Here is a 21,999-nt window from a genome sequence, read left to right as displayed (position 1 = left end):
GCTGGAATTTTTATTACCTTAATTCCATGAAAAGAATTATCTTTTTTTTGTTCCTGAGCCTGCAGGTATCCGCCCAGGAATTGATGATAAAAAAAGGAATTGTCGTAGATGACTTCAAGGTCTCTGACACCCTCCAGGAAAGTTATGCCCTTTATCTTCCCACAACGTATCAAAATAACAAATTATGGCCGGTACTTTTCTTGTTTGACGGAGAGGGCAGAGGGAAGGCTGCTGCACAATTATTCCAGTCTACTGCCGAGGAGCAGGGGTACATCCTTGTCTCTTCAAATAATATAAGTGAACAAAATGAATTAAAGGAAAATGCCGTTATTGCCGCGAGGTTGTTACAACGAGCCGCGAATATTTTACCTTTAGATTCCCGGCAAATAGCCGCTGCAGGTTCTATGACCGGCGGTAAGGTGGCAAGTTCGCTGCCTCTTATTTTTGATAATTTTCTTGGTGTTGTGGCAGTTGGAGACCACTGGGTGAATTTTAACCTGCTTGATAATAAAAAGAATTTCCTCTTTATTGGAATAGTAGGAGATGAACAATTTTCGGGTCGGGCAATGAATAGCACTGCAGCTGCTCTTTCCCAACTCAGGTTTCCCACACAGATCTATACTTATTCCGGAGGGGAAGACTGGCCTGTTCCAGAGATCATTTCCAGTGCGGTGGGCTCTCTTACGCTTGAAGCTATGCGCGAAGGGAATCGCCCTTTAGATAATCAGCTCATTGAACAGTTGTACCGTAACGATCTTTCCCGCGTAAACAGGCTAATGAGCCAAAATCAACTTATAAATGCCGAAGTTCTTCTGGAGGTGATGGAAGAAAAGTACGATAAGCTGGTGAATATGGCCGAAATAAGGTCAAAACAGGACCAGTTGTTGCGTTCCCGGAATTACGACCAGCAAAAACGCCAGCAAGTAAGCATTCTTCAAAAAGAATCGAGACTGCTGGATGATTTTGTTTATTACCTGGAAGATGATATTCGCACCGCAAATTTTGAAAATCTTGGCTGGTGGAATTATCAGAAAAATCAGTTGGATTCCCTCGCCCAAAGAAAAGATGGGGAGGCAAAAATGGCACTTCGGTTAAAAGATTTTATAAAAGAATATATTCATCTTAAACGCCAGGACATGAATAATTCTCGTGTGCCTCTGGAGAGTGAACTCATAACGAATATGATTCAGACCATTTTTGATCCCAAAGCCTTTGGCGCCTATAAAAATATCATTTCTCTAAGCGCGCAGGACAATGATTTCTCCACAGCCTACTTCTACCTTGAAGAAATGCTGAAGCACGGTTATAAAGACATGCAGGGATTATACAACATTGAAGGAACTTTGGGCTTACGCCTAACCCCTGAATACAATCAGATCATTGAAAATTACCTGGGCGCCTCGAAATTTTATGATTCTAAAGAAGAGTCTCAAAAATGAGGTTTTTAGGCATTTTTCTGTTTCTGTTGTTCCCGGGTGTGGCCATTGGGCAGCAGGACTCTGCATTTATTGCATTTCAGGAAGAGATCAATTCAGAATTTAAAGATGCGGCTACTTCTCCTTTGTCAGAAAAGGATCGGGAAAGTTTTGAAGCTCTGGATTTTTTTCCGTTTGATCCCGACTTCAGGGTTGAAGCTGAATTTTTGAGAACTTCTCAGGAAGTTCCTTTTGCTATGCCCACTACTTCTGAAAAAAAGAAGATGTATGTGAAGTATGGCGAATTGTATTTTACTCTTAAAGGAAAAGAATTTAAACTGAATGTTTACCAGAGCCTGGCACTCTCACAAACTGAAGAATACAAAGACTACCTGTTTTTGCCTTTTACAGATCCTACTAACGGAGTGACTACTTATGGAGGAGGAAGGTATCTTGATTTAACGATCCCTGCCACCAAGGTGGTTCAGCTGGATTTCAATAAAGCTTACAATCCGTATTGTGCTTATAGCGGTGGCTATTCCTGTCCCATTCCGCCAGCCGAAAACAAGCTGGGAATACCTGTAACCGCAGGGGTGAAGAAGTACAAGGAGCACTAGCTCAGTTTAGATAACCAGATTCCGATTAAAACGGCAGCAATTCCCAGGAAGATACTTCCGGCAGAATATATCCCAAAGTTGATGTAATCTCCTGCTTTCAGCAAAGCCTGGTTTTCAAAGCTAAATGCCGAAAAGGTGGTGAACCCGCCACAGAATCCGGTGGCGAGCAGCAAAGTTGTGTTAGGGGAAATGGCCTCCTGTTTCATTCCCAATCCTAATATGAACCCTATCAAAAGACTTCCGAAGAAATTAACCAGCAGCGTGCCCAGCGGGATGGAAGAAACTGAGTTGAGGTTTTTTGAAATTAGAAATCGAAGGGCACTGCCAAATCCCCCGCCAAGAAAAACCAGTAGCACCTGTTTCATTATTCTACCGGAATATAAATTTCTGTGACCCAGAGCGCCGGATTGTCAATTTTAGTAGGGTCGGTAATCAGCATCTCAAAAGGTTGGCCTTGTGCATTTACAATTAAACCGTTTTCTTCAATATAACGGTAAGTGCGCTCCCAGGCTTCGGAAGCATTCTTGTGATGCCCATTAAGAGTGGTTTTAACCACTTTTTGAGGCTCGAGATAGCCATTGAGGATCTCACTTCCGGCAGGAGTAATCACCTGGCTTGGGGTAGGAACGCCGGCAGAAAATATCGTAGTTCCATTGCGGTCATCCCGCTGATTATAAATAATAAGAGGCTGCCCGCTTATTGAAATGTTGTTCTGGTTCATGTACAGTTTCACCTGTTCAATCATACTGGCTGCACGGGTATTAACCTCACCCATGCGTGAGGCGGTAGTGGTGTACATATAATATCCTCCACCATGTTCGGTCACCCCGTCTACATTAATGGAATAGGCCTCCATCTTTCTGGTGACGTGCTGTTCCAGGTTCTCAATACTCTGTTCAAAGATGGGAAGAAAAACTTCGGCGAGTTCTTCATCCTGCACGGTAAAAGCCAGTTTTTCCTTAAAGCTTTGATTGCCTTCCAGCTTCCAGGTGACCCGTGTGCCTTCATCTTCGGGAGTGAAGGTCCAGGTGATTTTACCTTCGGCTTCACCAATTATGGTTTGAGTCTTCAGTATTTGTTCAATATTTGAATAGGGGATTGCTGCTGTCGTTACTATACGTCCATCTCTTATGGCCTCTGCCTGCCATGAAATAACTGTGTCTTTTTCAGAAGTCGCTCCGGCAACATTGAGATCCATTCCTTCAATTTGGGTCCAGGCTTCCCAGGATTTCCAGTTCGAAAAATCGGCTACCTCGCGAAATAGCATTGGCGCAGGCGCATTAATGAGCTTGCTGGTCTCAACTTTGTATTGGCCATCTTGAGTGGCAATGTATATGGAGCCTGCGATAAAGAGGATTAACAGCAGGAAAAGAAGGTACTTTAAGATCTTCATGATGTGAGGCGGGTTTATAGTATTTATTATGCTAATATAAATAATTTGAAAATGTTAATTCTTACATTTGTTAACTAATGGTGAAAGTCTTGCAGGTTGGAAATTTATACTGCTTTCCTTCCTGAAAGTTTCTCCGACACTTTTAATAATTAAACTCTTAAAAATGAAAATTAAAGCTTATTTGATGCTGTTTTTTGCGGCAACAATTCTTTTTTCCTGCGCAGATTCCAAGATGGAAAATCCTGCAGCTGTGGGAGAAGTTGATCAAACCGATGATTTTGATTATCAGGTAGATGAATTTGCAGATATCAAGATCTTGCGGTACCAGATTCCCGGCTGGGAAGATCTTAGCCTAAAGGAGCAAAAACTGGTGTATTACCTTGTACAGGCCGGTCTTAGCGGAAGAGATATTATTTGGGACCAGAACTATAAACACAATCTTAAAATAAGGGAAGCCCTTGAAAATATCTACGCCAGTTACGAAGGAGATAAAACTACCGATGACTGGAAGAATTTTGAAACCTACCTTAAGAGGGTGTGGTTCTCTAATGGGATTCACCACCATTACTCAATGGACAAGCTGAAACCTGAATTCAGCAAAGAATATTTTGATACCCTTCTTAGCGAGACCAACACTCAGCTTACAGGAGAGGCGTATGAAGTGATCTTTAATGATAAAGACGCTAAAAAGGTGAACCTTGATGAATCTAAAGGTTTGGTTGAAGGTTCTGCGGTTAACTTTTATGGTGAAGGCATCACTGCAAAAGATGTTGAGCAGTTCTATGCCAACAAAAAATCCCCAAACCCAAACAGACCTTTGGCGTTTGGTCTTAATTCAAAACTTGTAAAGGAAAACGGGCAAATCGTTGAAAAAGTTTACAAGAGTGGCGGCATGTATGGCCCTGCAATAGACAAGATCATCTTCTGGTTGGAAAAGGCAAAAGGAGTTGCCGAAAATCAGCAGCAAGCAGATGCACTTGGGCTGTTAATAAAGTATTACACAACCGGAGATCTTCAAACCTGGGATGACTACAATATCGCCTGGGTTGAAGCTACCGAAGGAAATATTGACTACATCAACAGTTTTATCGAAGTTTATAACGACCCGCTTGGTTACACAGGTTCTTATGAAACTATTGTGCAGATCAAAGATTTTGATATGAGCAAGAAGATGCAGGTGCTTGAAGAAAACGTGCAGTGGTTTGAAGACAATGCACCTTTGATGGAAGAGCACAAGAAAGATTCTGTGGTAGGAGTTACTTACAAAACAGTGATCGTTGCAGGAGAGGCAGGAGATGCTTCGCCGGCTACTCCTATTGGTGTAAACCTTCCTAACTCTAACTGGATAAGAAAAGAGCACGGTAGTAAATCTGTCTCTCTTGGAAATATCATCAACTCCTACAACAATGCCGGCAGCACTGGCAGGCTTGAAGAATTTGCTCACGACGAGGAAGAGATCGCTCTTGAAAAAGAATACGGGCAACTTGCCGATAAGCTTCATACCGCACTTCACGAAGTGGTAGGTCATGCTTCAGGGCAACTTAATCCTGGAGTTGGAGAAACCAAAGAAACCTTAAAGAGCTATGCTTCTACTTTGGAAGAAGGACGTGCCGACCTTGTAGGTCTTTACTACCTTATGGATCCAAAACTGGAAGAATTCGGTTTGGTTGATGATTATGAAAAAGTAGGGAAAGCTGCTTACGACGGGTACATTAGAAACGGATTAATGACACAGCTTATCCGCCTGGAGCCGGGAGCCGATATTGAAGAAGCACACATGAGAAACCGCCAGTGGGTGAGTGCATGGGTGTTTGAAAAAGGCCAGGAAAAAGGCATTATTGAGAAGGTAACCAGAGATGGAAAAACCTATTTCAACATTACAGATTACGCTGCACTTCGTGATCTTTTCGGTCAACTGCTAAAAGAGACCCAAAGAATTAAATCTGAAGGAGATTACCAGGCGGCAAAAGACCTTGTAGAGAACTACGGTGTAAAAGTAGATCAGGATATTCACACCGAAGTTCTTGAAAGAAATGCACAGTTCAAATCTGCTGCTTATAGCGGATTTGTGAATCCTATTCTTGTTCCTGAGACAGATGATAATGGTGAGATTACAGCTATTAAAGTGGTACAGCCAACTTCTTTTGAAGAGCAAATGCTTAAGTATTCAGAAGAATTTGATGTACTTCCTCTGGAAAACTAGTTAGAGCACCAAATTAATATAAGCCGCCATTCTGCAAAGAGTGGCGGTTTTTTTATGCTGAATTTTATCCTTTTAAAAAGCTTTTAAGAACAAACAGGAGCAGGATAAAAGCAATAAACCCAAGTAAGATGAAGATTGTGCCTTTATAGTATTTGCGGTGCAGTTTGATGTCTTTTCGATAGCTGAAGATGATCACTCCCACAAAGGCCACAAAGAACAATGCGGCAAAAATCCATTGTCCTGTGCTAAACATTTCCATAGGGCCTTAATTTTTCTAATTTTATGCGAATTTAAAGTATTAGGATGAAAAAAAGCTTAAAAGCAGTACAGGAGTTTCATGAAGCTTTTGGTTTGGGAGTGAAACAACAGCCCATAGCCAGGCTCGAAGACGGAAAAACACAGTTGCGATACGAATTGATGAAGGAGGAGAACGAGGAATACCTGGAAGCAGCAAAAAATGGTGACCTGCCAGAAATTGCAGATGCCCTGGGCGATATGTTGTACATTTTGTGCGGTACGATTTTAGAGCACGGCCTGCAGCACAAAATTTCTGAAGTTTTTGATGAGATACAGCGCAGCAATATGAGCAAACTTGGCGAAGATGGGAAACCGATTTACAGAGAAGACGGAAAGGTGCTTAAAGGACCAAATTATTTCAGGCCGAACTTTGAGAAAATTCTGGGTTAGAATTGTAGGTCTAATATGCCATTTTTGACACCTCGCTTCGACCAGTAATTTCCCCAGTTGATCAGGTAGATCGTAATATTAAAAAAGGCAGAAGAAAAACGAGAGCCGGCAACAGGTAACTTGCCATCCTTTTTCATATTTTGAAATTTTAGTATCTTATAAAAATGAGAGCAATATATTTCATTTTTATAAGCCTTGTCTTTATGTCCTGTCGTAATTCCGGGGGAGGTGAAGAGGTGCAGGCGTCTACGTCAGGAGAGGAAACTGTACAGGAGGAGCAAAACCCGAAGCAGCAAACCTACACCTCCCAAAAATGGCATTTTTCAGCAGAAATTCCGCAGGGATTTGAGGTTTTTGAAGGGCAACTTCCGGGGGAGTCGCCTGTAATTAATCTCTACGATGGCGAAATTGAGAAGGAACCGCCGTTTGGTATTCATAATGATGCCTCTATGGCCTATATAATCTTGTTACCGCAGGGTTTTGGTGTCGATGCACCTGGTGGGCCGCGTAAATCATTAAAAGTTTGGGAAGGGAACCTGCCTTTGTCGTTCAACATCAATAAAAACGATTCCTACGCCTATTTGCTGGAAAGTGGGGAGCCGTGGGCAATAAGTATCAGCTTTAATTCGCCACCACCGGGCTGGAATGAGTATGGAACCATCTATGTTTTTTATGAGGTAAATGATTTTAGAGCAGAATGCTTCAGCAGTAACACCGGTGAAAAAATAACTATGGATCAATGTGATCCTTTAGGAGGGGATGCCATGAAGTTCTACGGAAAGGTTTCCGAAGAAAAAAGGGCAGCCTTAAATACCATTTTAGAGAGTTTACATTTTATTGATCCCAACCGGGAACGCGAAGAGATTGGGAATTTAATTAAGCCTGAAGTACCCGAAAGAAACGCTACTGTGACTTCGCCGCTGCAAATAGAAGGTAGGGCAAGAGGCACCTGGTTTTTTGAAGCGAATGCGCCGGTAAAACTGGTGACCGAAAGCGGGAAAGTACTGGCCGAAAGTTATCTTGAAGCAAAAGGGGACTGGATGACCGAAGATTGGGTGCCGTTTAGCGGGCAGTTTGAATTTAAGACAAAAGAAAAGCGCGGCTATTTGATCTTTAGCCGCGCGAATGCTTCAGGAAAACCGGAGCATGACAGGATGCTTCGGATTCCGGTAGTATTTAATTAATTCTTTTTGACAGCATATCTCCAGCCAAATTTATCTTCGGCTTTGTTGTACTGTATTTCCATTAACTTCTGTTTTAAAAGTGAAGCATAAGAATCTTCCAATTGTGGCAGTTCATATTTTTTGCCTTTGTTTCCAAAACCTCTTACGGGGTTAATGGTTGCGGCGGTACCCGATCCAAAGATCTCCTTGAGTTCACCTTTTTCGGCAGCTTCTACAATTTCAGAAACTTTAATACGTCTTACTTCTGCTTCAATTCCTAACTCTTCGGCAAGGGTGAGCACACTTTTTCGGGTTACCCCGTCAAGGATACGATCACTTGTAGGAGCCGTAATAAGTTTGTCTCCAACCCTGAAGAAAATGTTCATGGTACCGGCTTCTTCCAAATATTCGTGAGAATTGGCATCGGTCCATACGATTTGCTGGTAGCCTTCCTCTTTGGCAAGATTGGTAGGATAAAATTGCGCTCCGTAATTTCCGGCCGCTTTGGCATATCCCACACCACCATCGGCAGCACGGCTAAATTTATCTGCAAAGAACACCCTTACTTCCCCGCTGTAATAAGACTTGGCAGGAGAACAGATGATCATGAATTTATAAGATTTTGAAGGAGAGGCCGAAACCCCTTTTTCAGTAGCAATTACGAAAGGCCTTATATAAAGGGAATTTCCGAAGCCTTTTTTGATCCAGTCACGATCTAAATTTAGAAGGGCTTCAAGACCTTCAAGAAAGACATCTTGTGGAAATTCTGGGATCGCAAGTCTTTGCGAAGATTTATTAAAACGCTCAATATTGGCGACAGGACGAAATAGCCACACCTGGTCGTCATCATCTTTAAAGGCTTTCATTCCCTCAAAAATAGCCTGCCCGTAATGGAAGACTTTAGCTGAAGGATCCAGCTGAATGGGACCATAAGGTTTTATCGTGGGATTTTGCCATTGACCGTCGTGATAATCGCATTCCATCATATGATCTGCAAATACATTTCCGAAGACCAGGTTATCAAAATCAACCGAATCGATATTTGAAGTTTTAGTTTCAATTACATCGATTGCGAGAGGTGTATTTTTCATGGATATCTATTTGAAGCAAATTTACCGAAATAAATACAGGTTCTAAAGATGTGTTTTAACTAATTTTATTTTAATTTGAAATTTACAAACCTTTAACAGGAACACAATGAAGAAAATTAATTTATTGCTGCTGTTATCTTCTTTAATGATGACAATATCCTGTTTTGCACAGGATAAGAAATTGGGTGAAGCGGGAGGTTATGTTTCTGTAGGAGAGGAGTTTGAGCTGGTTTCGGCACTTTCTGCACAGCGTATGCAGGAGCACTATAATACCCTCAAACCCGGCGATACCGTCAATGTAGCTTTCAGGGGAAATGTGGCTTCGGTTTGTAAAAGCAAGGGTTGCTGGATGAAAGTAGCTCTCGAGGATGATCGTGAAGTTATGGTAAAATTTAAAGATTATGCCTTTTTTGTTCCTAAAGATATTGAGGATAAGGAAGTAATAGTCCAAGGAAAGGCTTTTGTGACTGAAATATCTGTTGAAGACCGGCAGCATTATGCCGAAGACGCAGGAAAAACCCCTGCTGAAGTCAAAGCTATAACCACTCCCGAGCTTACACTCTCATTTGTTGCCGATGGAGTTAAAATTAAAAACTAGGTCTTGAAACGTGAGATTATAAAAACCGGTGATGGTTCTTCCACCATTTTTCTGCCCGACTGGAACGAGCATTACCACTCCAAACACGGTGCCTTGCAGGAGGCATTGCATGTCTTTATCAAAAGTGGTTATCAATTCTACCTTTCAAGCCATGAGCCCACACAACTTTCAATTCTTGAAATAGGATTTGGAACAGGCCTTAACGCGCTCCTCACTTTAATTGAAGCTGAAAAAGATAGGATACACGTAAATTATACAGGCGTTGAAGCATATCCCGTGGAGGCAGAAGAACTTCAGGTATTAGATTATTCGGAAGTTGTAGGGGAAGAAGTGGCTTCAGAAGTTTTTCAAAAGGTACATGAAACTCCCTGGGAAAAGTCTGTTGAAATTTCGCCATTTTTCAGACTTCAGAAGGAAAAGAAATTCTTCAGCGAAATATCTGCAGTGCAGGAATTTGATCTAATTTATTTTGATGCCTTTGGTCCGCGGGTGCAGCCTGATCTATGGAGTGAAGAGGTATTCAGGAACATGTATGCGGCCTTAAAAACCAACGGTGTTTTGGTAACCTACTCTGCCAAAGGTGATGTGCGGCGGGCTATGCAGGCGGCAGGTTTTGAAGTGTCACGTTTACCTGGGCCACCGGGAAAGCGGGAGATGCTACGTGCTGTCAAAAAATAGCGCTGTTAAACCTTTAATAAACAGCGGGGCTGTTTGAGGATAATGCCGTAAATTCAAAATAAAAATGCGAATTCTTATTACCGGAGCCACCGGCCTGGTAGGTTCCGAAATTACCCGATTGTGTCGTGAAAAGGGCATCAATGTCAATTTTCTAACCACGAGCAAGGGGAAAATTGAAAAGAGTGAGGCCTACCGTGGCTACTACTGGAACCCCTCAACCGAAGAGATAGATGCCAAATGCCTGGATGGCGTGGGTGCAATTATCAATCTTGCCGGGGCAAGTGTCTTCCAACCCTGGACGAAATCTAACAAGGAGAAAATTCTTAACAGCAGGCTGGATTCTTTAAATCTACTGAATAAAACCCTTGAACAGAATTCTCACCAGGTAGGGCAGCTGGTTTCTGCGAGTGCTATTGGTATCTACCCCAGCTCAAGAAGCAAGATGTACGAGGAAAAGGATACTGTGGTGGCCAATGACTTTTTAGGAGAGGTGACGCAGCAGTGGGAAGCAGCCGCTGATAAATTCCAGGATCTTAGCCTGCGGGTTGCCAAAGTGAGGATAGGTATTGTGCTCTCGGCCGAGGGCGGCGCACTACCTCAAATTATGAAGCCAGTGAAGTTGAACCTGGGAGCACCTTTGGGTTCAGGGAAGCAGTGGCAATCGTGGATTCACATAAAGGATCTCGCCAGTATCTTCCTCTTTATAATCACTAATGGTTTACAGGGTGTGTATAATGGGGTAGCGCCAAATCCTGCTACCAATGAAGAGCTCACAAAAGAAATAGCAAATGCTCTCGATAAGAAATTGTGGCTTCCCAAAGTTCCGGGGCTGGCATTAAAAGCAGTGATGGGAGAAATGTCTGGCGTGGTGTTGGGGAGCCAGCTGGTGAGCAGCTCAAAAATCCAGGAAAAAGGCTTTGAGTTTTCCTTTGTAAATTTAAGGCCTACCATTAAAGATTTGATCAATAAAAAAGCCGGCTAAATGAAGCCGGCTTTTCTTAGTTCCTATTTGAAGAGGATCTTAGTTTGTTTTGCGAGCGGTAACATTAACTGTTAGCTCCATTTCGTCACTAATAAACTTGTCTCCAAGGTTATCAAAAACAGATTTTGAACCGTAGTTCACTCCCCAATTAGTTCTGTCAATAATGAAAGTCTCACTCTTAAGAGTAATTGTTTCACCATTAATTTCAGTATTTACGGGGAACTGGATGTTTTTAGTTTCCTCTTTAAGGGTAAGATTTCCCTGAAGTACTTTTTGTCCGTTTTCCTCGGTCACTCCGGTAATTTCAAAAGTAGCTGTTGGGTATTTATTCACATTAAAAAAGTCAGTTTCTTTGCCTTCAACAGTTCCTTTAAGGTGGTCTTCAAGACTTCTTTTGTCTTTCTCTTCCATACCTTCATCGGTCACGGTGATAGAATTCATGTCGATAACAACACGTCCGCTGGTAATTTCTTCAGTCGTAGCCATGAGGGTTCCGTCTTCAATGTTGATGGTTCCCACGTGCTCACCGGTAGGTTTTGTACCTCTCCACTCTATAGTAGATGCAGTAGTATCTATCTCGTAAGTCATCGCTTCTTCTGTCGCAACAGCTGCTTCCTGGGCTTCGCCCGGTTCAACTTTATTTTCATTATTGTTTTTACAGGCCACGGTTCCCATGGCAACTCCTGCAACAAGTACGAAATTTAAAAATCTTTTTTTCATCTGGATATTTAATTGTTTGACCGGCAAAATTAGTTTTTTCACCGGGCCTTTATCCTAAAAGTATATTAAAACTTTCCTGTGACATTTTGGCATTTCAAATTTCTTGGCAGAACTTTTGCCAATTGTGTCACGGAATAAAATACGTATCACATGAGCGAGAAAGAACATAAAGAGGAAAATATTTCAGAAGAAGAAGTTATAAAAGATCAGGTAGAGGACATACTTGACGAGGCCATAGAAAAAGCCGATACTCAGGAAGACAGTAAGGATGAGGAGGTTTCAGAAAAAGAAACCCTCAAAAACGAACTTGAGAAAGAAAAAGATAAATTCCTGAGGCTCTTTGCCGAATTTGAAAATTACAAGCGACGTACCAGTAAAGAGCGGGTAGAACTGTTCAAGACTGCCAGCCAGGACGTCATTGTGGCAATGTTGCCCGTGCTTGACGATTTTGATCGAGCCATTAATGAGATCAACAAAGCAAAAGACAAGGAATTATTGAAAGGCGTAGAGCTTATTAGCAATAAATTCAGGGAGACCTTACGAGCTAAGGGCCTTGAGCAAATGGAGGTAAAAGAGGGAGATACTTTTGACTCTGAGATCCATGAAGCTATCACTCAAATTCCTGCCCCCAAAGATAAATTAAAAGGCAAGATTGTTGACGTGGTTGAAAAAGGATACAAACTGGGCGACCGCATTATTCGTTATCCAAAAGTGGTGACCGGTAAGTAACTTTTAATCTGAGAACTTTAAAAATATCATGAAAGAGGACTATTACGAAATATTAGGATTAAGCAAGAACGCGACCACAGCCGAAATCAAAAAGGCGTACCGCAAGAAAGCTATAGAATTTCATCCCGACAAAAATCCGGGAGACTCTAAGGCAGAGGAAATGTTTAAAAAAGCTGCCGAGGCATATGAAGTTCTAAGCAATGAAGATAAGCGGGCACGATATGATCGCTTTGGTCACCAGGCATTCGAGAATGGCGGCTTTGGTGGCGGTGGTGGCGGAATGAATATGGATGATATTTTTAGCCAGTTTGGAGATATTTTTGGCGGTGCTTTTGGCGGCGGCGGAGGTTTCTCGGGCTTTGGTGGCGGCTTTGGCGGCCAGCGAAGGGCTAAAGGTAGTAACCTGCGAATTCGCGTAGCCCTCACCCTCGAAGAAATTGCCAATGGTACCGAGAAAAAGATAAAGGTTAAAAGAAAAGTCCAGGCTCCGGGTACTACCTATAAAACATGTTCAACATGTAACGGTACAGGCCAGGTGACCCGTGTGACAAATACTATTTTAGGGCGTATGCAAACCGCTACCCCCTGTACTACTTGTGGAGGAAGCGGGCAAATGATCAATAATCGTCCTGCCGATGCCGATGCTCAGGGGCTTGTAGTAAACGAAGAGACCGTTGCTATTAAAATTCCTGCAGGGGTAGTAGAAGGGATGCAGCTCAAAGTTTCAGGGAAAGGTAACGAAGCACCCGGCAATGGTGTTCCCGGAGACCTCCTGGTAGCCATTGAAGAAAAAGAGCATCCTGTATTGCAACGGGAAGGAGATAATCTCCATTATGACCTTTACATCAGCCTTTCTGAAGCCGTGTTGGGAACCTCAAGAGAAATTGATACAGTATCGGGAAAGGTGCGTATTAAAATAGATGAAGGTGTACAATCTGGAAAGATTTTGCGCCTTAGGGGCAAAGGTATCCCGAACATAAATGGCTACGGAAAAGGCGATCTTTTAGTGCACGTAAATGTGTGGACTCCAAAAACGCTTAACAAGGAACAAAAAGACTTTTTTGAGCGTATGGCAAATGATGAACACTTCCAGCCGAAGCCCGAAAAATCTGATAAATCATTTTTTGAAAAAGTTAAAGATATGTTTACATAATTTGCATTTGTTAAAAATTTTTGCATATATTTGAGCATCACTAATTCAGGTTAGTGGTAAATTTTTCTTTTTCATAGCAATTTTTTTCCCATCCTTAAGTCTATTAAGGGTGGGTTTTGCATTTAATGGGATAACGTTTTTCGCATTTTCGAGAATCTTAAATTCTTCCTAATGGCGATAAAGCTTTTTTCAAAACTCTATCTTTACACAAAGCCCGTATATGAATAACCTTTTGGTAGCCGAAAATGTTTCAAAACAGTTTGGTAACTTCACAGCACTCAACAATATTTCTCTGGAAATTCCAAGAGGAAGCATCTTTGGCCTTTTGGGGCCTAATGGAGCAGGGAAGACTACTTTTATAAGGATCATCAATCAAATAACCCTGCCCGACAGTGGCAGGATGTTACTTGACGGGCGGGCGCTACAACCAAACGATATTCAGCATATAGGTTACCTTCCGGAAGAGCGGGGGCTTTATAAATCTATGAAAGTGGGAGAGCAGGCCCTGTACCTTGCACAGCTCAAAGGCCTTTCAAAAGCTGAAGCCAAAGAGCGGCTTCAGTATTGGTTTAAGAGACTGAATATTGAAGACTGGTGGGGTAAAAAGATTCAGGAGCTTTCAAAAGGGATGGCCCAAAAAGTGCAGTTTGTGGTCACGGTTTTGCATCGCCCAAAATTGCTGATCTTTGATGAACCCTTTAGTGGTTTTGACCCTGTGAATGCAAATTTGATCAAAGACGAAATTTTGCAGTTGCGGCGCGATGGTGCCACGATCCTGTTCTCTACCCATAGAATGGAAAGCGTGGAAGAGATGTGTGACTATATGGCGTTGATACATCGGGGAAACAAATTGCTTGACGGCGAAGTGAACGAGATAAAAAGGCAGTACAAATCGAATACCTATGAAGTGGGGCTAATGGCTGCCCGGCCCGAAAATCTAAGGAAGGAACTGGAGGAGAAATTCCGCATTTCTGACACCGAGTTTAAAAGCATCAATGACGATCTTAAGCTGCAGATTCAGATTGAAGGCGATGCTTCACCAAACGAACTCCTTACTTTTCTCACCTCCCGGGCAGAGGTAAACCATTTTGTGGAAGTGATTCCTTCAGTAAATGATATATTCATAAAAACCGTTACCACCAATGCGTAACCTAAAACTAATTATCAGGAGGGAATACCTGGCAAGGGTCAAAAATAAAGCCTTCATCGTAATGACATTTTTGAGCCCTCTTATCCTCGTGGGGATGATCGTGCTTATTGCTTACCTGGTAAACCTAAATTCCGAAGAGCAGCACGTAATTGGAGTCAATGATGAAAGCGGGATCTTTGTAGAGGATTTTGACAGTTCTAAAGATGTTAAGTTTATTGACCTATCAAATATTGAACTTGAAGCAGCTAAGACCATTGTAAAAGAAAAAGAATATTACGGATTGCTGCATATCCCGCAACTGCAGGAGAACAAGGTTCCCGAGATTGAGTTCTTTGCCAAAGAAGCCCCGGCCTTTGGGTTTTTGAGCGAGATAGAGAAGACCATTGCCGAAAAACTTACCAACAGGCAGCTGCTGGCCCGCGGAATTGACCTGGAAGTTATTGCGTCTTCGAGGGCAAAGGTGGATATTGGTATCCAGAATTTTTCGGGTGAAAAGACTTCAAAAATGTCAACTTACGTAAAGATGTTCTTTGGCGGGGCAGCCGGTTACCTGTTGATGATGTTCATTATTATCTACGGAAACATGGTAATGCGCAGTGTGATTGAAGAAAAGACCAACCGCATTATTGAGATCATAATTTCTTCTGTAAAACCTATACATCTTATGCTGGGTAAAATACTGGGCACTTCTCTTGCCGGAATTACTCAGTTTCTTATCTGGGTGATCCTGGGAGGAGTAATGCTTACTGTAATTACTGCAATTTCTGGGATGAGCATGGCCGAACTCCACGGCCCGCAGCAGCAGGCAATGGAACAGATTAGCGATAATGAACTTCAGCAACTGGTTATAGACATTGCAAATTTACCTATGTTATTGCTACTCGTGAGTTTTTTGGTCTATTTTATTGGAGGTTACTTTTTATACAGCGCCATATATGCGGCGATTGGTGCCGCTGTAGATAATGAAACCGATACGCAGCAGTTCATGCTTCCGGTAATACTGCCTTTAATGCTGGGGATCTACGTAGGCTTCTTTGCTGTAATTGAAAATCCGCATGGGGTGGTTTCCACAGTATTTTCAATGATCCCGCTTACTTCGCCAATCGTGATGCTTATGCGCATACCATTTGGGGTAGCATGGTGGGAAATAGCTATTTCTATAGCTATTCTTTTCCTTACTATAGCAGGTGTGGTATGGGTAGCTGCAAAGATCTACAGAGTCGGGATTTTGATGTACGGTAAAAAACCCGGATATAAGGATTTATATAAATGGCTGAAATATTAAGATTTTTTTGAGAGGGTTCCCCATGAAGCTTGTGTTACTTTACACTAGCAACCCAAACAAAAAATGAAAAATTTAACCTTTTATCTCATTATTGCCCTGCTCGTTTCTGGAATTTACAACATGCAGGGGCAAAATACAGATCTTGCCAGAATTGAATATACATACTTTCCACAGTCAGATTCAGACAACTCTTTCAGGAGGTTCAGGACCTTTGCCAACTTTCCCATAAAACTGAAGAAAGAAGGCAGTTACCTGTTTCCGGGAATAGAGTACGAGAACATAAACTTCAAATATGAAGATAAGGCTCCGGTTACCGGAAGAGAGGACTTAGACAGGTACCAGTCCTTTACTGCCAGCCTGGGCTATACCTTTAAAATGCAGAAGAACTGGAGATTTGCGGCCACAGCAGGAGTAATGCTGGCCTCTAACTTTGAATTAGGAGAGGCGCTAAATGACGACCTCCTTTATACAGGTTCAGTATTCTTTATTAAAGATGAGAACGGCGAAGAAACCCTTAAGCCCTGGAGGTTGATACTGGGGCTGCATTATTCCACAACTTCAGGAATGCCTTTCCCGTTACCGGTGGTGAACTATTATCGGGAAATTTCACCCAACTGGTCTTACTCGGCAGGGGTTCCAAAGTCAAATCTTAAGTACTCTTTTAATGAAAAACATCACCTGCAACTCTTTGCTACCTTAGATGGCTTTTTTGCTAATATCCAGAACAACAGGGTGATGTCAACCACCGGGCAGGTTGCAGAGAATATTTCGATGACCATAGTGCTGGGAGGGATTGGTTATGAGTATAACTTTATCAAACATTTAGTATATTACCTCTACGCCGGTCATACTATTATGAACGATATAAGGCTTAGAGATGGGGATAAGGATGATGTTTATGAGATCAACAAAACCAACACTTTTTATGGCCGAAGCGGAATAAAATTTAAAATTTAGAAGCATGCCAAAAATACTATTGATTGAAGACGAAGCCGCTATTAGAAGGGTTTTGATAAAAATACTTACTGAAGAAAATGCTACTTATGAGGTCGACGAGGCTGCCGATGGCCTTGAGGGGGTTGAAAAAATAAAAGACCAGGACTACGATCTTGTCCTGTGCGATATCAAGATGCCAAAAATGGATGGGGTAGAGGTACTGGAAGCAGCTAAAAAACTAAAACCTGAAATTCCTATAGTCATGATCTCTGGTCATGGCGATCTAGACACTGCAGTGAACACCATGCGGCTCGGGGCCTTTGATTATATCTCTAAGCCGCCCGATCTTAACAGGTTACTCAACACGGTACGCAACGCCCTCGACAGGAAAGAGCTGATGGTTGAAAATACCCGTCTTAAGAAAAAAGTTGGGAAAAATTACGAGATGATTGGTGAATCTGAAGCCATTACCAGGATCAAGGATATTATTGAGAAGGTAGCTCCTACAGATGCAAGAGTGCTTGTTACCGGTCCCAACGGGACGGGTAAAGAACTGGTGGCCCACTGGCTGCATCAAAAAAGTGATCGTTCAGCCGGACCTATGATTGAAGTGAATTGCGCTGCTATTCCTTCCGAATTGATTGAAAGTGAACTTTTTGGGCACGTGAAAGGGGCATTTACTTCGGCAAATAAAGACCGGGCCGGGAAATTTGAAGCCGCTAATGGTGGTACTATTTTTCTTGATGAGGTAGGGGATATGAGCCTCTCAGCGCAGGCTAAGGTCTTACGTGCACTGCAGGAGAGCAAGATTTCAAGAGTAGGGAGCGACAAAGACATCAAGGTAAACGTTCGCGTAATTGCAGCTACCAATAAAGACCTCAAAAAAGAGATTGAAGAGAACAACTTTCGGGAAGACCTTTATCACAGGTTGGCGGTAATCCTCATCAAAGTTCCCGGGCTCAACGAAAGGAGGGATGACATCCCGTTACTCGTGAATTTTTTCTCAGAAAAAATTTCTGAAGAACAGGGAGTGAATAAAAAGACCTTTACTGAAGACGCACTTAATTTGTTAAAAGAATATAATTGGACAGGGAACATCCGGGAACTGCGAAATGTGGTAGAACGGCTCATTATTCTAGGGGGGCAGGAAGTCAGCGAAGAAGATGTCAGGTTGTTTGCGAGCAAATAGTAATTAGTAGTGAGTATTGAGGAGTTATGCTGCATTGAAGACCAACCGAAGAAGAATTTAATTTGAAACAAAAAATATTATTATTTGTAATAAAGGACGTAAAGATGGATATTCAAGCTGAGAAGATAGAATTGGCAAAATTGTTATTAAACACTAACAATCCAAAGATTATTCAATCTATCAAACAGATCTTCAAAAAAGAAAAAACTGCTGATTTTTGGGAAGAACTCACTTCTGATCAAAAGAAAGAAATTAAAGCTGCAAAAAAACAGATAAAGGAAGAAAAATCGTCAGACTATGAGTCATTTATGAGCAAACATAGATAATGAGTAGAAAGATTATAATTTCAGAAATAGCGGAAAAAAGATTAGAATCTCTTTTTGAATATTTAATGGAAGAATGGTCTTTTAAAGTAAAATCGGACTTTATAAAAGAGCTGGATAAGAACATTCAAATCATTAAAGATCAGCCAGATGTTTTTCCGGAATCAGATGAGGAAAGTGGTTTGAGAAAGTGTGTAATTACTAAACAAACTACTTTATATTATCAATTTAATGATATTGAAGTTCACCTGTTGACTTTTTTTGATACGCGACAGGATCCTGAAAAGCTAAAGAAAGATTTTTAAAAGACTCAGCATAACAAGCTAACACAATTTACAGAATTCCTCTCAAAAATGGCATTTTGAACTACTTTTAAAATCAGCTTATTAACGGATAAATTTGAGCTGAATGATTTGAGGCTTACAACCTGGAGTGGGTGTCAAAAATGTCATTTTTTTCTTCCTTTTTTTCCTCCTCTCCTAAGGAAAGAGCATCTTTAGAAGATTTTCTTTTCAGAAAAGATACTGAGTTCTGCTGCGTTCTAGCCAAATGACCAGGCATTTTTAAGAAATCTCCCATATCCAAACCACAATTTCTTACTGGCTTTAAACCTTTTCGGTTTGCTTCAGTCTCATTTACCACACCTGCTGTGGAATGGTCTTTGTTACACAGAAGACAACTTCAGGTATAGAAGAATCCATGAAAAGAACAATTTTACTTTTTTTAGTTGCCCTGCCTTTACTGGCTTTTACTACTGTGCATAAATTCTATGTTAGTGCGACAAACATAGAATACAACGAAAAACAGCGTTCCCTCCAGATTATCTCCCACATTTTTGCTGATGATTTAGAAGATCTTCTGCAAACCCGTTACAGCGAGAGTTTAACGCTTATCAAAGGAAATGAACACCCTGCGGCCGATGAATTTATTCAGAAATATTTTGGGGATAAATTCCGTATCACTGTAAATGGCGGGCAACGTGCTGTGAACTACATAGGTAAAGAATATGATAAAGACCAGCTACTGGTGTACCTGGAAGTGGAAGACGTGGAACCTATAAAAAGCATAGGTGTCGAAAATAGCATTTTGACAGATCTTTTTCCGGAGCAAAAAAATGTAATAAAAGTAGAGTACGGTGGGAAGATAAAAAGTCTCTTACTCATGCGTGATTCGCCGGGTGGCACGTTAAAATTCAGCAATTAAAATTGTGAAACTTATAAATTCAGTTATTTTTAGCAATCTAAACTCAGAAACTACATATGAAATCTATTAAAACTGCCTTTGTGGCTTTTTTTATTTTAATGTCGGCCGGCCTTTATGCGCAGGAGGCAGAGCAACAAGCAGAGCAAAAGGAGGGAGGCCACCTCAATGAGAATAAATTCCGGCAGTTGTACCAGGAATTTTCAACGCCAAACCAATATCGCACCGGTAGTGGTGCACCCGGTCCTGCTTATTATCAGAATGAAGCCGATTATAAAATGGACATTGAGCTCGATGATAAAAATCAAAAGTTAACGGGGCACGAGACCATCACTTACCACAATAATTCTCCCGATGTACTTGAATACCTTTGGGTACAACTTGATCAAAATATTCGATCTAAAGAATCTGTAGCCAAATTAAAAGATGGGAATGGCATAGCACCGGTGGCGCAGCCGGGGAATTTTGTTTCAGAATATATGCAGGAACCTTTTGATGGAGGTTTTAATATCACTGAAGTAAGTGCAGATGGCAAGCCTTTAAAAACAGTTATCAACAATACTATGATGCGGGTAGATCTTCCGCAGCCATTAAAGGCAGGAGAAAAATTCACTTTTGACATTGCCTGGTGGTACAATATTAACAATCATCTTGAAGACAGGGGCCGTTCTGGATTTGAACATTTTCCGGAAGATGGGAACAACAGTTATGTGATAGCACAGTTTTTTCCCCGTATGGCAGTTTATAATGATGTAGAAGGATGGCAGAATTACCAGTTTTGGGGAAATGGTGAGTTCGCGCTTCCTTTTGGAGACTACGAGGTAAATATTACTGTACCTGCAGATCATATTCTTGACGGGACCGGAGAGCTGGTAAACCGAAAAGAGGTTTTTTCAAAAGAAATGATGCGTCGCTATGAGCAGGCTAAGAAGTCTTATGATAAGCCTGTGATGATCGTGACTCAGGAAGAAGCTGAAGCAGCCGAAAAAGGTTTTTCTGACAAAAAGAAAACCTGGAAGCTTAAAGCGGAGATGGTAAGGGATTTTGCTTTTGCTACCTCCCGAAAATTTATATGGGACATGATGGCTGTAGATCTTGGAGAGAAAGATGTGATGGCCGTATCTCTGTACCCAAAAGAAGGAAACCCGCTTTGGGAAGATTATTCTACCAAAGTTGTTGCACATACCTTAAAATCATATTCAGATCACACTTTTGCTTATCCTTACCCAAAGGCTATCTCGGTACATGCCAAAAACCAGGGAATGGAATATCCCATGATTTGCTGGAACTATGGGAGGCCTAACGAAGATGGTACGTACAGTGACCGTGTGAAATATGGAATGATGAGTGTGATTATCCACGAAGTAGGTCACAACTTCTTCCCTATGATAGTAAATTCTGATGAGCGCCAGTGGGGCTGGATGGATGAAGGGCTTGACACCTTTATGCAGTATGTGGCCGAACAGGAATACGGTGAAAAATTTCCGAGTGATATTGAACCGCATACCAAATATCCTTCAAGAAGGGGAGAGCCTTCAAAGATTGTAGATTATATGAAGGGAGATCAGAAATACATCTCTCCTATTATGTCGAACCCCGAAAATGTTTATCAGTTAGGAAATAATGCCTATGGGAAACCGGCAACTGCACTAAATATTCTGCGGGAGACTGTAATGGGGAAAGAGCTTTTTGATTATGCTTTTAAAACCTATGCCCAAAGATGGATGTTTAAGCACCCAACCCCCGAAGATTTTTTCAGAACAATGGAAGATGCATCGGCTGTAGATCTTGACTGGTTTTGGAGAGGCTGGTTCTATACTACAGATAATGTGGACATAGGGGTTTCAGAAGTAAAGAAATATTATGTTACAGATCAACCTACCAAAGAGGGAACAGCTTTGCTACAACGTTATGGGGTAGAAGACCCTTCTAGTATGGATATTCTTTATGTGGTTGAAGAAGACAGTGAAGAATTTGAGGCGTCTTTAAAAGGAAAATCACCTGCGGAAAATTCAACAACTTTGAATGAGTATTTAATGGACAACTTTACGCCGCAGCAAAGAGCAGAGATGAAAATGCCGAAATATTTTTATCAGGTGACTTTCAATAAACCGGGCGGATTGGTAATGCCTATTATAGTTGAGTATACTTATGCTGATGGTACTTCCGAAAAAGTGACTTATCCGGCACAAATCTGGAGAAAGAACGATCAGGAAGTCAGCAGGGCGCTGGCTACCGATAAAGAGATTACTAAAATTGTAGTTGACCCCGATCTTGAAACTGCCGATGTAAATGTGAATAACAATTCATGGCCACAGGAGGCAGAGGTAGATAAATTTCAGGAATTTAAGGAGAGAACACAAGGTTAACCTGGTCTTTCCGAAGAAATCCTGTTCCAAAATCAATTGCGAAAGAGGCTGTCTGAAAAGGCAGCCTCTTTTTTGTATAAAAAGTTATAGCTGCTTATTTTTAGGCTATGAGCAGAAA

General features: G+C 41.6%; 23 protein-coding genes. 18 read left to right on the top strand and 5 right to left on the bottom strand.

All coding sequences use genetic code 11. The features are described from left to right. The first annotated feature begins 26 nt into the window (after positions 1 to 26). Both OQ279_RS14585 and OQ279_RS14580 read left to right on the top strand, forming a co-directional pair. Complete coding sequence (locus OQ279_RS14585; RefSeq protein ID WP_266070740.1) at positions 27 to 1,439, top strand: hypothetical protein; 1,413 nt, start codon at positions 27 to 29, stop codon at positions 1,437 to 1,439. After that, positions 1,436 to 2,032 (top strand): DUF1684 domain-containing protein, encoded by a 597-nt coding sequence (locus tag OQ279_RS14580; protein WP_266070739.1) that lies wholly within the window; start codon positions 1,436 to 1,438, stop codon positions 2,030 to 2,032. The genes OQ279_RS14585 and OQ279_RS14580 overlap by 4 nt, the downstream gene beginning before the upstream one ends. Here the strand turns inward: OQ279_RS14580 and crcB are convergent. Continuing rightward, on the bottom strand, positions 2,029 to 2,397 hold the full coding sequence (crcB, locus tag OQ279_RS14575) for a fluoride efflux transporter CrcB (RefSeq protein WP_266070738.1): 369 nt from the start codon (positions 2,395 to 2,397) through the stop codon (positions 2,029 to 2,031). The two genes, OQ279_RS14580 and crcB, sit on opposite strands and share 4 nt — an antisense overlap. Further along, the gene (locus OQ279_RS14570) at positions 2,397 to 3,425 is read right to left on the bottom strand and encodes an SRPBCC family protein (RefSeq protein WP_266070737.1); all 1,029 of its coding nucleotides are present in this window, start codon (positions 3,423 to 3,425) and stop codon (positions 2,397 to 2,399) included. The genes crcB and OQ279_RS14570 overlap by 1 nt, the downstream gene beginning before the upstream one ends. 163 nt (positions 3,426 to 3,588) lie before the next feature. Here OQ279_RS14570 and OQ279_RS14565 point away from each other — a divergent pair, with 163 nt between their 5' ends. Further along, positions 3,589 to 5,628: a dipeptidyl-peptidase 3 family protein gene (locus tag OQ279_RS14565; protein ID WP_266070736.1), complete on the top strand. Its 2,040-nt coding sequence runs from the start codon at positions 3,589 to 3,591 to the stop codon at positions 5,626 to 5,628. Positions 5,629 to 5,692: 64 nt separating this feature from the next. On the opposite strand, the gene OQ279_RS14560 is transcribed toward OQ279_RS14565, so the two are convergent. After that, positions 5,693 to 5,881, bottom strand: a complete 189-nt coding sequence (locus OQ279_RS14560; RefSeq protein ID WP_266070770.1) for a hypothetical protein — start codon at positions 5,879 to 5,881, stop codon at positions 5,693 to 5,695. Between the two features lie 50 nt (positions 5,882 to 5,931). On the opposite strand from OQ279_RS14560, the gene OQ279_RS14555 reads away from it, so the two are divergent. After that, complete coding sequence (locus tag OQ279_RS14555) at positions 5,932 to 6,315, top strand: pyrophosphohydrolase domain-containing protein (protein WP_266070735.1); 384 nt, start codon at positions 5,932 to 5,934, stop codon at positions 6,313 to 6,315. Positions 6,316 to 6,479: 164 nt separating this feature from the next. Then, positions 6,480 to 7,499 carry a Gmad2 immunoglobulin-like domain-containing protein gene (locus tag OQ279_RS14550; protein ID WP_266070734.1) on the top strand — a complete coding sequence of 340 codons (1,020 nt, stop codon included), beginning with the start codon at positions 6,480 to 6,482 and terminating at the stop codon, positions 7,497 to 7,499. On the opposite strand, the gene OQ279_RS14545 is transcribed toward OQ279_RS14550, so the two are convergent. Beyond that, the gene (locus OQ279_RS14545) at positions 7,496 to 8,569 is read right to left on the bottom strand and encodes a branched-chain amino acid aminotransferase (protein WP_266070733.1); all 1,074 of its coding nucleotides are present in this window, start codon (positions 8,567 to 8,569) and stop codon (positions 7,496 to 7,498) included. The genes OQ279_RS14550 and OQ279_RS14545 overlap by 4 nt on opposite strands. Before the next feature lie 106 nt (positions 8,570 to 8,675). Here OQ279_RS14545 and OQ279_RS14540 point away from each other — a divergent pair, with 106 nt between their 5' ends. From OQ279_RS14540 to OQ279_RS14530, 3 genes are all read left to right on the top strand, one after another. Beyond that, positions 8,676 to 9,167: a DUF4920 domain-containing protein gene (locus OQ279_RS14540; protein ID WP_266070732.1), complete on the top strand. Its 492-nt coding sequence runs from the start codon at positions 8,676 to 8,678 to the stop codon at positions 9,165 to 9,167. A 3-nt stretch (positions 9,168 to 9,170) separates the two neighbouring features. Next, complete coding sequence (gene mnmC2 / locus OQ279_RS14535) at positions 9,171 to 9,845, top strand: tRNA (5-methylaminomethyl-2-thiouridine)(34)-methyltransferase MnmC2 (protein ID WP_266070731.1); 675 nt, start codon at positions 9,171 to 9,173, stop codon at positions 9,843 to 9,845. A 64-nt stretch (positions 9,846 to 9,909) separates the two neighbouring features. After that, on the top strand, positions 9,910 to 10,827 hold the full coding sequence (locus OQ279_RS14530) for a TIGR01777 family oxidoreductase (RefSeq protein ID WP_266070730.1): 918 nt from the start codon (positions 9,910 to 9,912) through the stop codon (positions 10,825 to 10,827). A gap of 39 nt (positions 10,828 to 10,866) precedes the next feature. On the opposite strand, the gene OQ279_RS14525 is transcribed toward OQ279_RS14530, so the two are convergent. Continuing rightward, a complete protein-coding gene (locus OQ279_RS14525) occupies positions 10,867 to 11,547 on the bottom strand; it encodes a YceI family protein (RefSeq protein WP_266070729.1) in 681 nt (226 codons plus the stop codon). A 150-nt stretch (positions 11,548 to 11,697) separates the two neighbouring features. On the opposite strand from OQ279_RS14525, the gene OQ279_RS14520 reads away from it, so the two are divergent. The 10 genes from OQ279_RS14520 (at position 11,698) to OQ279_RS14475 (ending at position 21,881) form a co-directional block, all read left to right on the top strand. Beyond that, positions 11,698 to 12,276, top strand: coding sequence for a nucleotide exchange factor GrpE (locus OQ279_RS14520; RefSeq protein WP_266070728.1), 579 nt, complete (start codon positions 11,698 to 11,700; stop codon positions 12,274 to 12,276). A 28-nt stretch (positions 12,277 to 12,304) separates the two neighbouring features. Beyond that, the gene (dnaJ, locus tag OQ279_RS14515; RefSeq protein WP_266070727.1) at positions 12,305 to 13,429 is read left to right on the top strand and encodes a molecular chaperone DnaJ; all 1,125 of its coding nucleotides are present in this window, start codon (positions 12,305 to 12,307) and stop codon (positions 13,427 to 13,429) included. A gap of 220 nt (positions 13,430 to 13,649) precedes the next feature. Then, entirely contained in the window at positions 13,650 to 14,579 is a 930-nt protein-coding gene (locus OQ279_RS14510; protein ID WP_266070726.1) for an ABC transporter ATP-binding protein, read from the top strand. Next, positions 14,572 to 15,864 (top strand): ABC transporter permease, encoded by a 1,293-nt coding sequence (locus OQ279_RS14505; protein ID WP_266070724.1) that lies wholly within the window; start codon positions 14,572 to 14,574, stop codon positions 15,862 to 15,864. Before OQ279_RS14510 ends, OQ279_RS14505 begins: the two co-directional genes overlap by 8 nt. A gap of 63 nt (positions 15,865 to 15,927) precedes the next feature. Further along, positions 15,928 to 16,821, top strand: coding sequence for a DUF6268 family outer membrane beta-barrel protein (locus OQ279_RS14500; RefSeq protein ID WP_266070723.1), 894 nt, complete (start codon positions 15,928 to 15,930; stop codon positions 16,819 to 16,821). Positions 16,822 to 16,825: 4 nt separating this feature from the next. Continuing rightward, the gene (locus tag OQ279_RS14495) at positions 16,826 to 17,989 is read left to right on the top strand and encodes a sigma-54-dependent transcriptional regulator (RefSeq protein ID WP_266070722.1); all 1,164 of its coding nucleotides are present in this window, start codon (positions 16,826 to 16,828) and stop codon (positions 17,987 to 17,989) included. Between the two features lie 104 nt (positions 17,990 to 18,093). Beyond that, on the top strand, positions 18,094 to 18,315 hold the full coding sequence (locus OQ279_RS14490) for a hypothetical protein (protein ID WP_266070721.1): 222 nt from the start codon (positions 18,094 to 18,096) through the stop codon (positions 18,313 to 18,315). Further along, positions 18,315 to 18,617, top strand: coding sequence for a type II toxin-antitoxin system RelE/ParE family toxin (locus tag OQ279_RS14485; protein ID WP_266070719.1), 303 nt, complete (start codon positions 18,315 to 18,317; stop codon positions 18,615 to 18,617). The genes OQ279_RS14490 and OQ279_RS14485 overlap by 1 nt, the downstream gene beginning before the upstream one ends. Before the next feature lie 394 nt (positions 18,618 to 19,011). Then, on the top strand, positions 19,012 to 19,515 hold the full coding sequence (locus OQ279_RS14480) for a DUF6702 family protein (RefSeq protein WP_266070718.1): 504 nt from the start codon (positions 19,012 to 19,014) through the stop codon (positions 19,513 to 19,515). Positions 19,516 to 19,571: 56 nt separating this feature from the next. Continuing rightward, positions 19,572 to 21,881 carry a M1 family metallopeptidase gene (locus tag OQ279_RS14475; protein WP_266070717.1) on the top strand — a complete coding sequence of 770 codons (2,310 nt, stop codon included), beginning with the start codon at positions 19,572 to 19,574 and terminating at the stop codon, positions 21,879 to 21,881. Positions 21,882 to 21,999: the final 118 nt, after the last annotated feature.

It is taken from the genome of Salinimicrobium profundisediminis, from assembly GCF_026241755.1.
Taxonomy (GTDB): domain Bacteria; phylum Bacteroidota; class Bacteroidia; order Flavobacteriales; family Flavobacteriaceae; genus Salinimicrobium; species Salinimicrobium profundisediminis.
This window is presented reverse-complemented; position numbering and strand designations above follow the sequence as displayed.

What these genes read in the sequence shown, in the direction of transcription:
- OQ279_RS14490 (WP_266070721.1), top strand. Translation starts at nt 18,094, where the DNA reads ATGGATATTCAAGCTGAGAAGATAGAATTGGCAAAATTGTTATTAAAC.
- OQ279_RS14555 (WP_266070735.1), top strand. Translation starts at nt 5,932, where the DNA reads ATGAAAAAAAGCTTAAAAGCAGTACAGGAGTTTCATGAAGCTTTTGGT.
- dnaJ (WP_266070727.1), top strand. Translation starts at nt 12,305, where the DNA reads ATGAAAGAGGACTATTACGAAATATTAGGATTAAGCAAGAACGCGACC.
- OQ279_RS14530 (WP_266070730.1), top strand. Translation starts at nt 9,910, where the DNA reads ATGCGAATTCTTATTACCGGAGCCACCGGCCTGGTAGGTTCCGAAATT.
- OQ279_RS14480 (WP_266070718.1), top strand. Translation starts at nt 19,012, where the DNA reads ATGAAAAGAACAATTTTACTTTTTTTAGTTGCCCTGCCTTTACTGGCT.
- OQ279_RS14585 (WP_266070740.1), top strand. Translation starts at nt 27, where the DNA reads ATGAAAAGAATTATCTTTTTTTTGTTCCTGAGCCTGCAGGTATCCGCC.
- OQ279_RS14485 (WP_266070719.1), top strand. Translation starts at nt 18,315, where the DNA reads ATGAGTAGAAAGATTATAATTTCAGAAATAGCGGAAAAAAGATTAGAA.
- OQ279_RS14550 (WP_266070734.1), top strand. Translation starts at nt 6,480, where the DNA reads ATGAGAGCAATATATTTCATTTTTATAAGCCTTGTCTTTATGTCCTGT.
- OQ279_RS14495 (WP_266070722.1), top strand. Translation starts at nt 16,826, where the DNA reads ATGCCAAAAATACTATTGATTGAAGACGAAGCCGCTATTAGAAGGGTT.
- OQ279_RS14570 (WP_266070737.1), bottom strand. Translation starts at nt 3,425, where the DNA reads ATGAAGATCTTAAAGTACCTTCTTTTCCTGCTGTTAATCCTCTTTATC.
- OQ279_RS14560 (WP_266070770.1), bottom strand. Translation starts at nt 5,881, where the DNA reads ATGTTTAGCACAGGACAATGGATTTTTGCCGCATTGTTCTTTGTGGCC.
- OQ279_RS14525 (WP_266070729.1), bottom strand. Translation starts at nt 11,547, where the DNA reads ATGAAAAAAAGATTTTTAAATTTCGTACTTGTTGCAGGAGTTGCCATG.
- OQ279_RS14505 (WP_266070724.1), top strand. Translation starts at nt 14,572, where the DNA reads ATGCGTAACCTAAAACTAATTATCAGGAGGGAATACCTGGCAAGGGTC.
- crcB (WP_266070738.1), bottom strand. Translation starts at nt 2,397, where the DNA reads ATGAAACAGGTGCTACTGGTTTTTCTTGGCGGGGGATTTGGCAGTGCC.
- OQ279_RS14510 (WP_266070726.1), top strand. Translation starts at nt 13,650, where the DNA reads ATGAATAACCTTTTGGTAGCCGAAAATGTTTCAAAACAGTTTGGTAAC.
- OQ279_RS14565 (WP_266070736.1), top strand. Translation starts at nt 3,589, where the DNA reads ATGAAAATTAAAGCTTATTTGATGCTGTTTTTTGCGGCAACAATTCTT.
- OQ279_RS14475 (WP_266070717.1), top strand. Translation starts at nt 19,572, where the DNA reads ATGAAATCTATTAAAACTGCCTTTGTGGCTTTTTTTATTTTAATGTCG.
- OQ279_RS14500 (WP_266070723.1), top strand. Translation starts at nt 15,928, where the DNA reads ATGAAAAATTTAACCTTTTATCTCATTATTGCCCTGCTCGTTTCTGGA.
- OQ279_RS14545 (WP_266070733.1), bottom strand. Translation starts at nt 8,569, where the DNA reads ATGAAAAATACACCTCTCGCAATCGATGTAATTGAAACTAAAACTTCA.
- OQ279_RS14580 (WP_266070739.1), top strand. Translation starts at nt 1,436, where the DNA reads ATGAGGTTTTTAGGCATTTTTCTGTTTCTGTTGTTCCCGGGTGTGGCC.
- OQ279_RS14540 (WP_266070732.1), top strand. Translation starts at nt 8,676, where the DNA reads ATGAAGAAAATTAATTTATTGCTGCTGTTATCTTCTTTAATGATGACA.
- OQ279_RS14520 (WP_266070728.1), top strand. Translation starts at nt 11,698, where the DNA reads ATGAGCGAGAAAGAACATAAAGAGGAAAATATTTCAGAAGAAGAAGTT.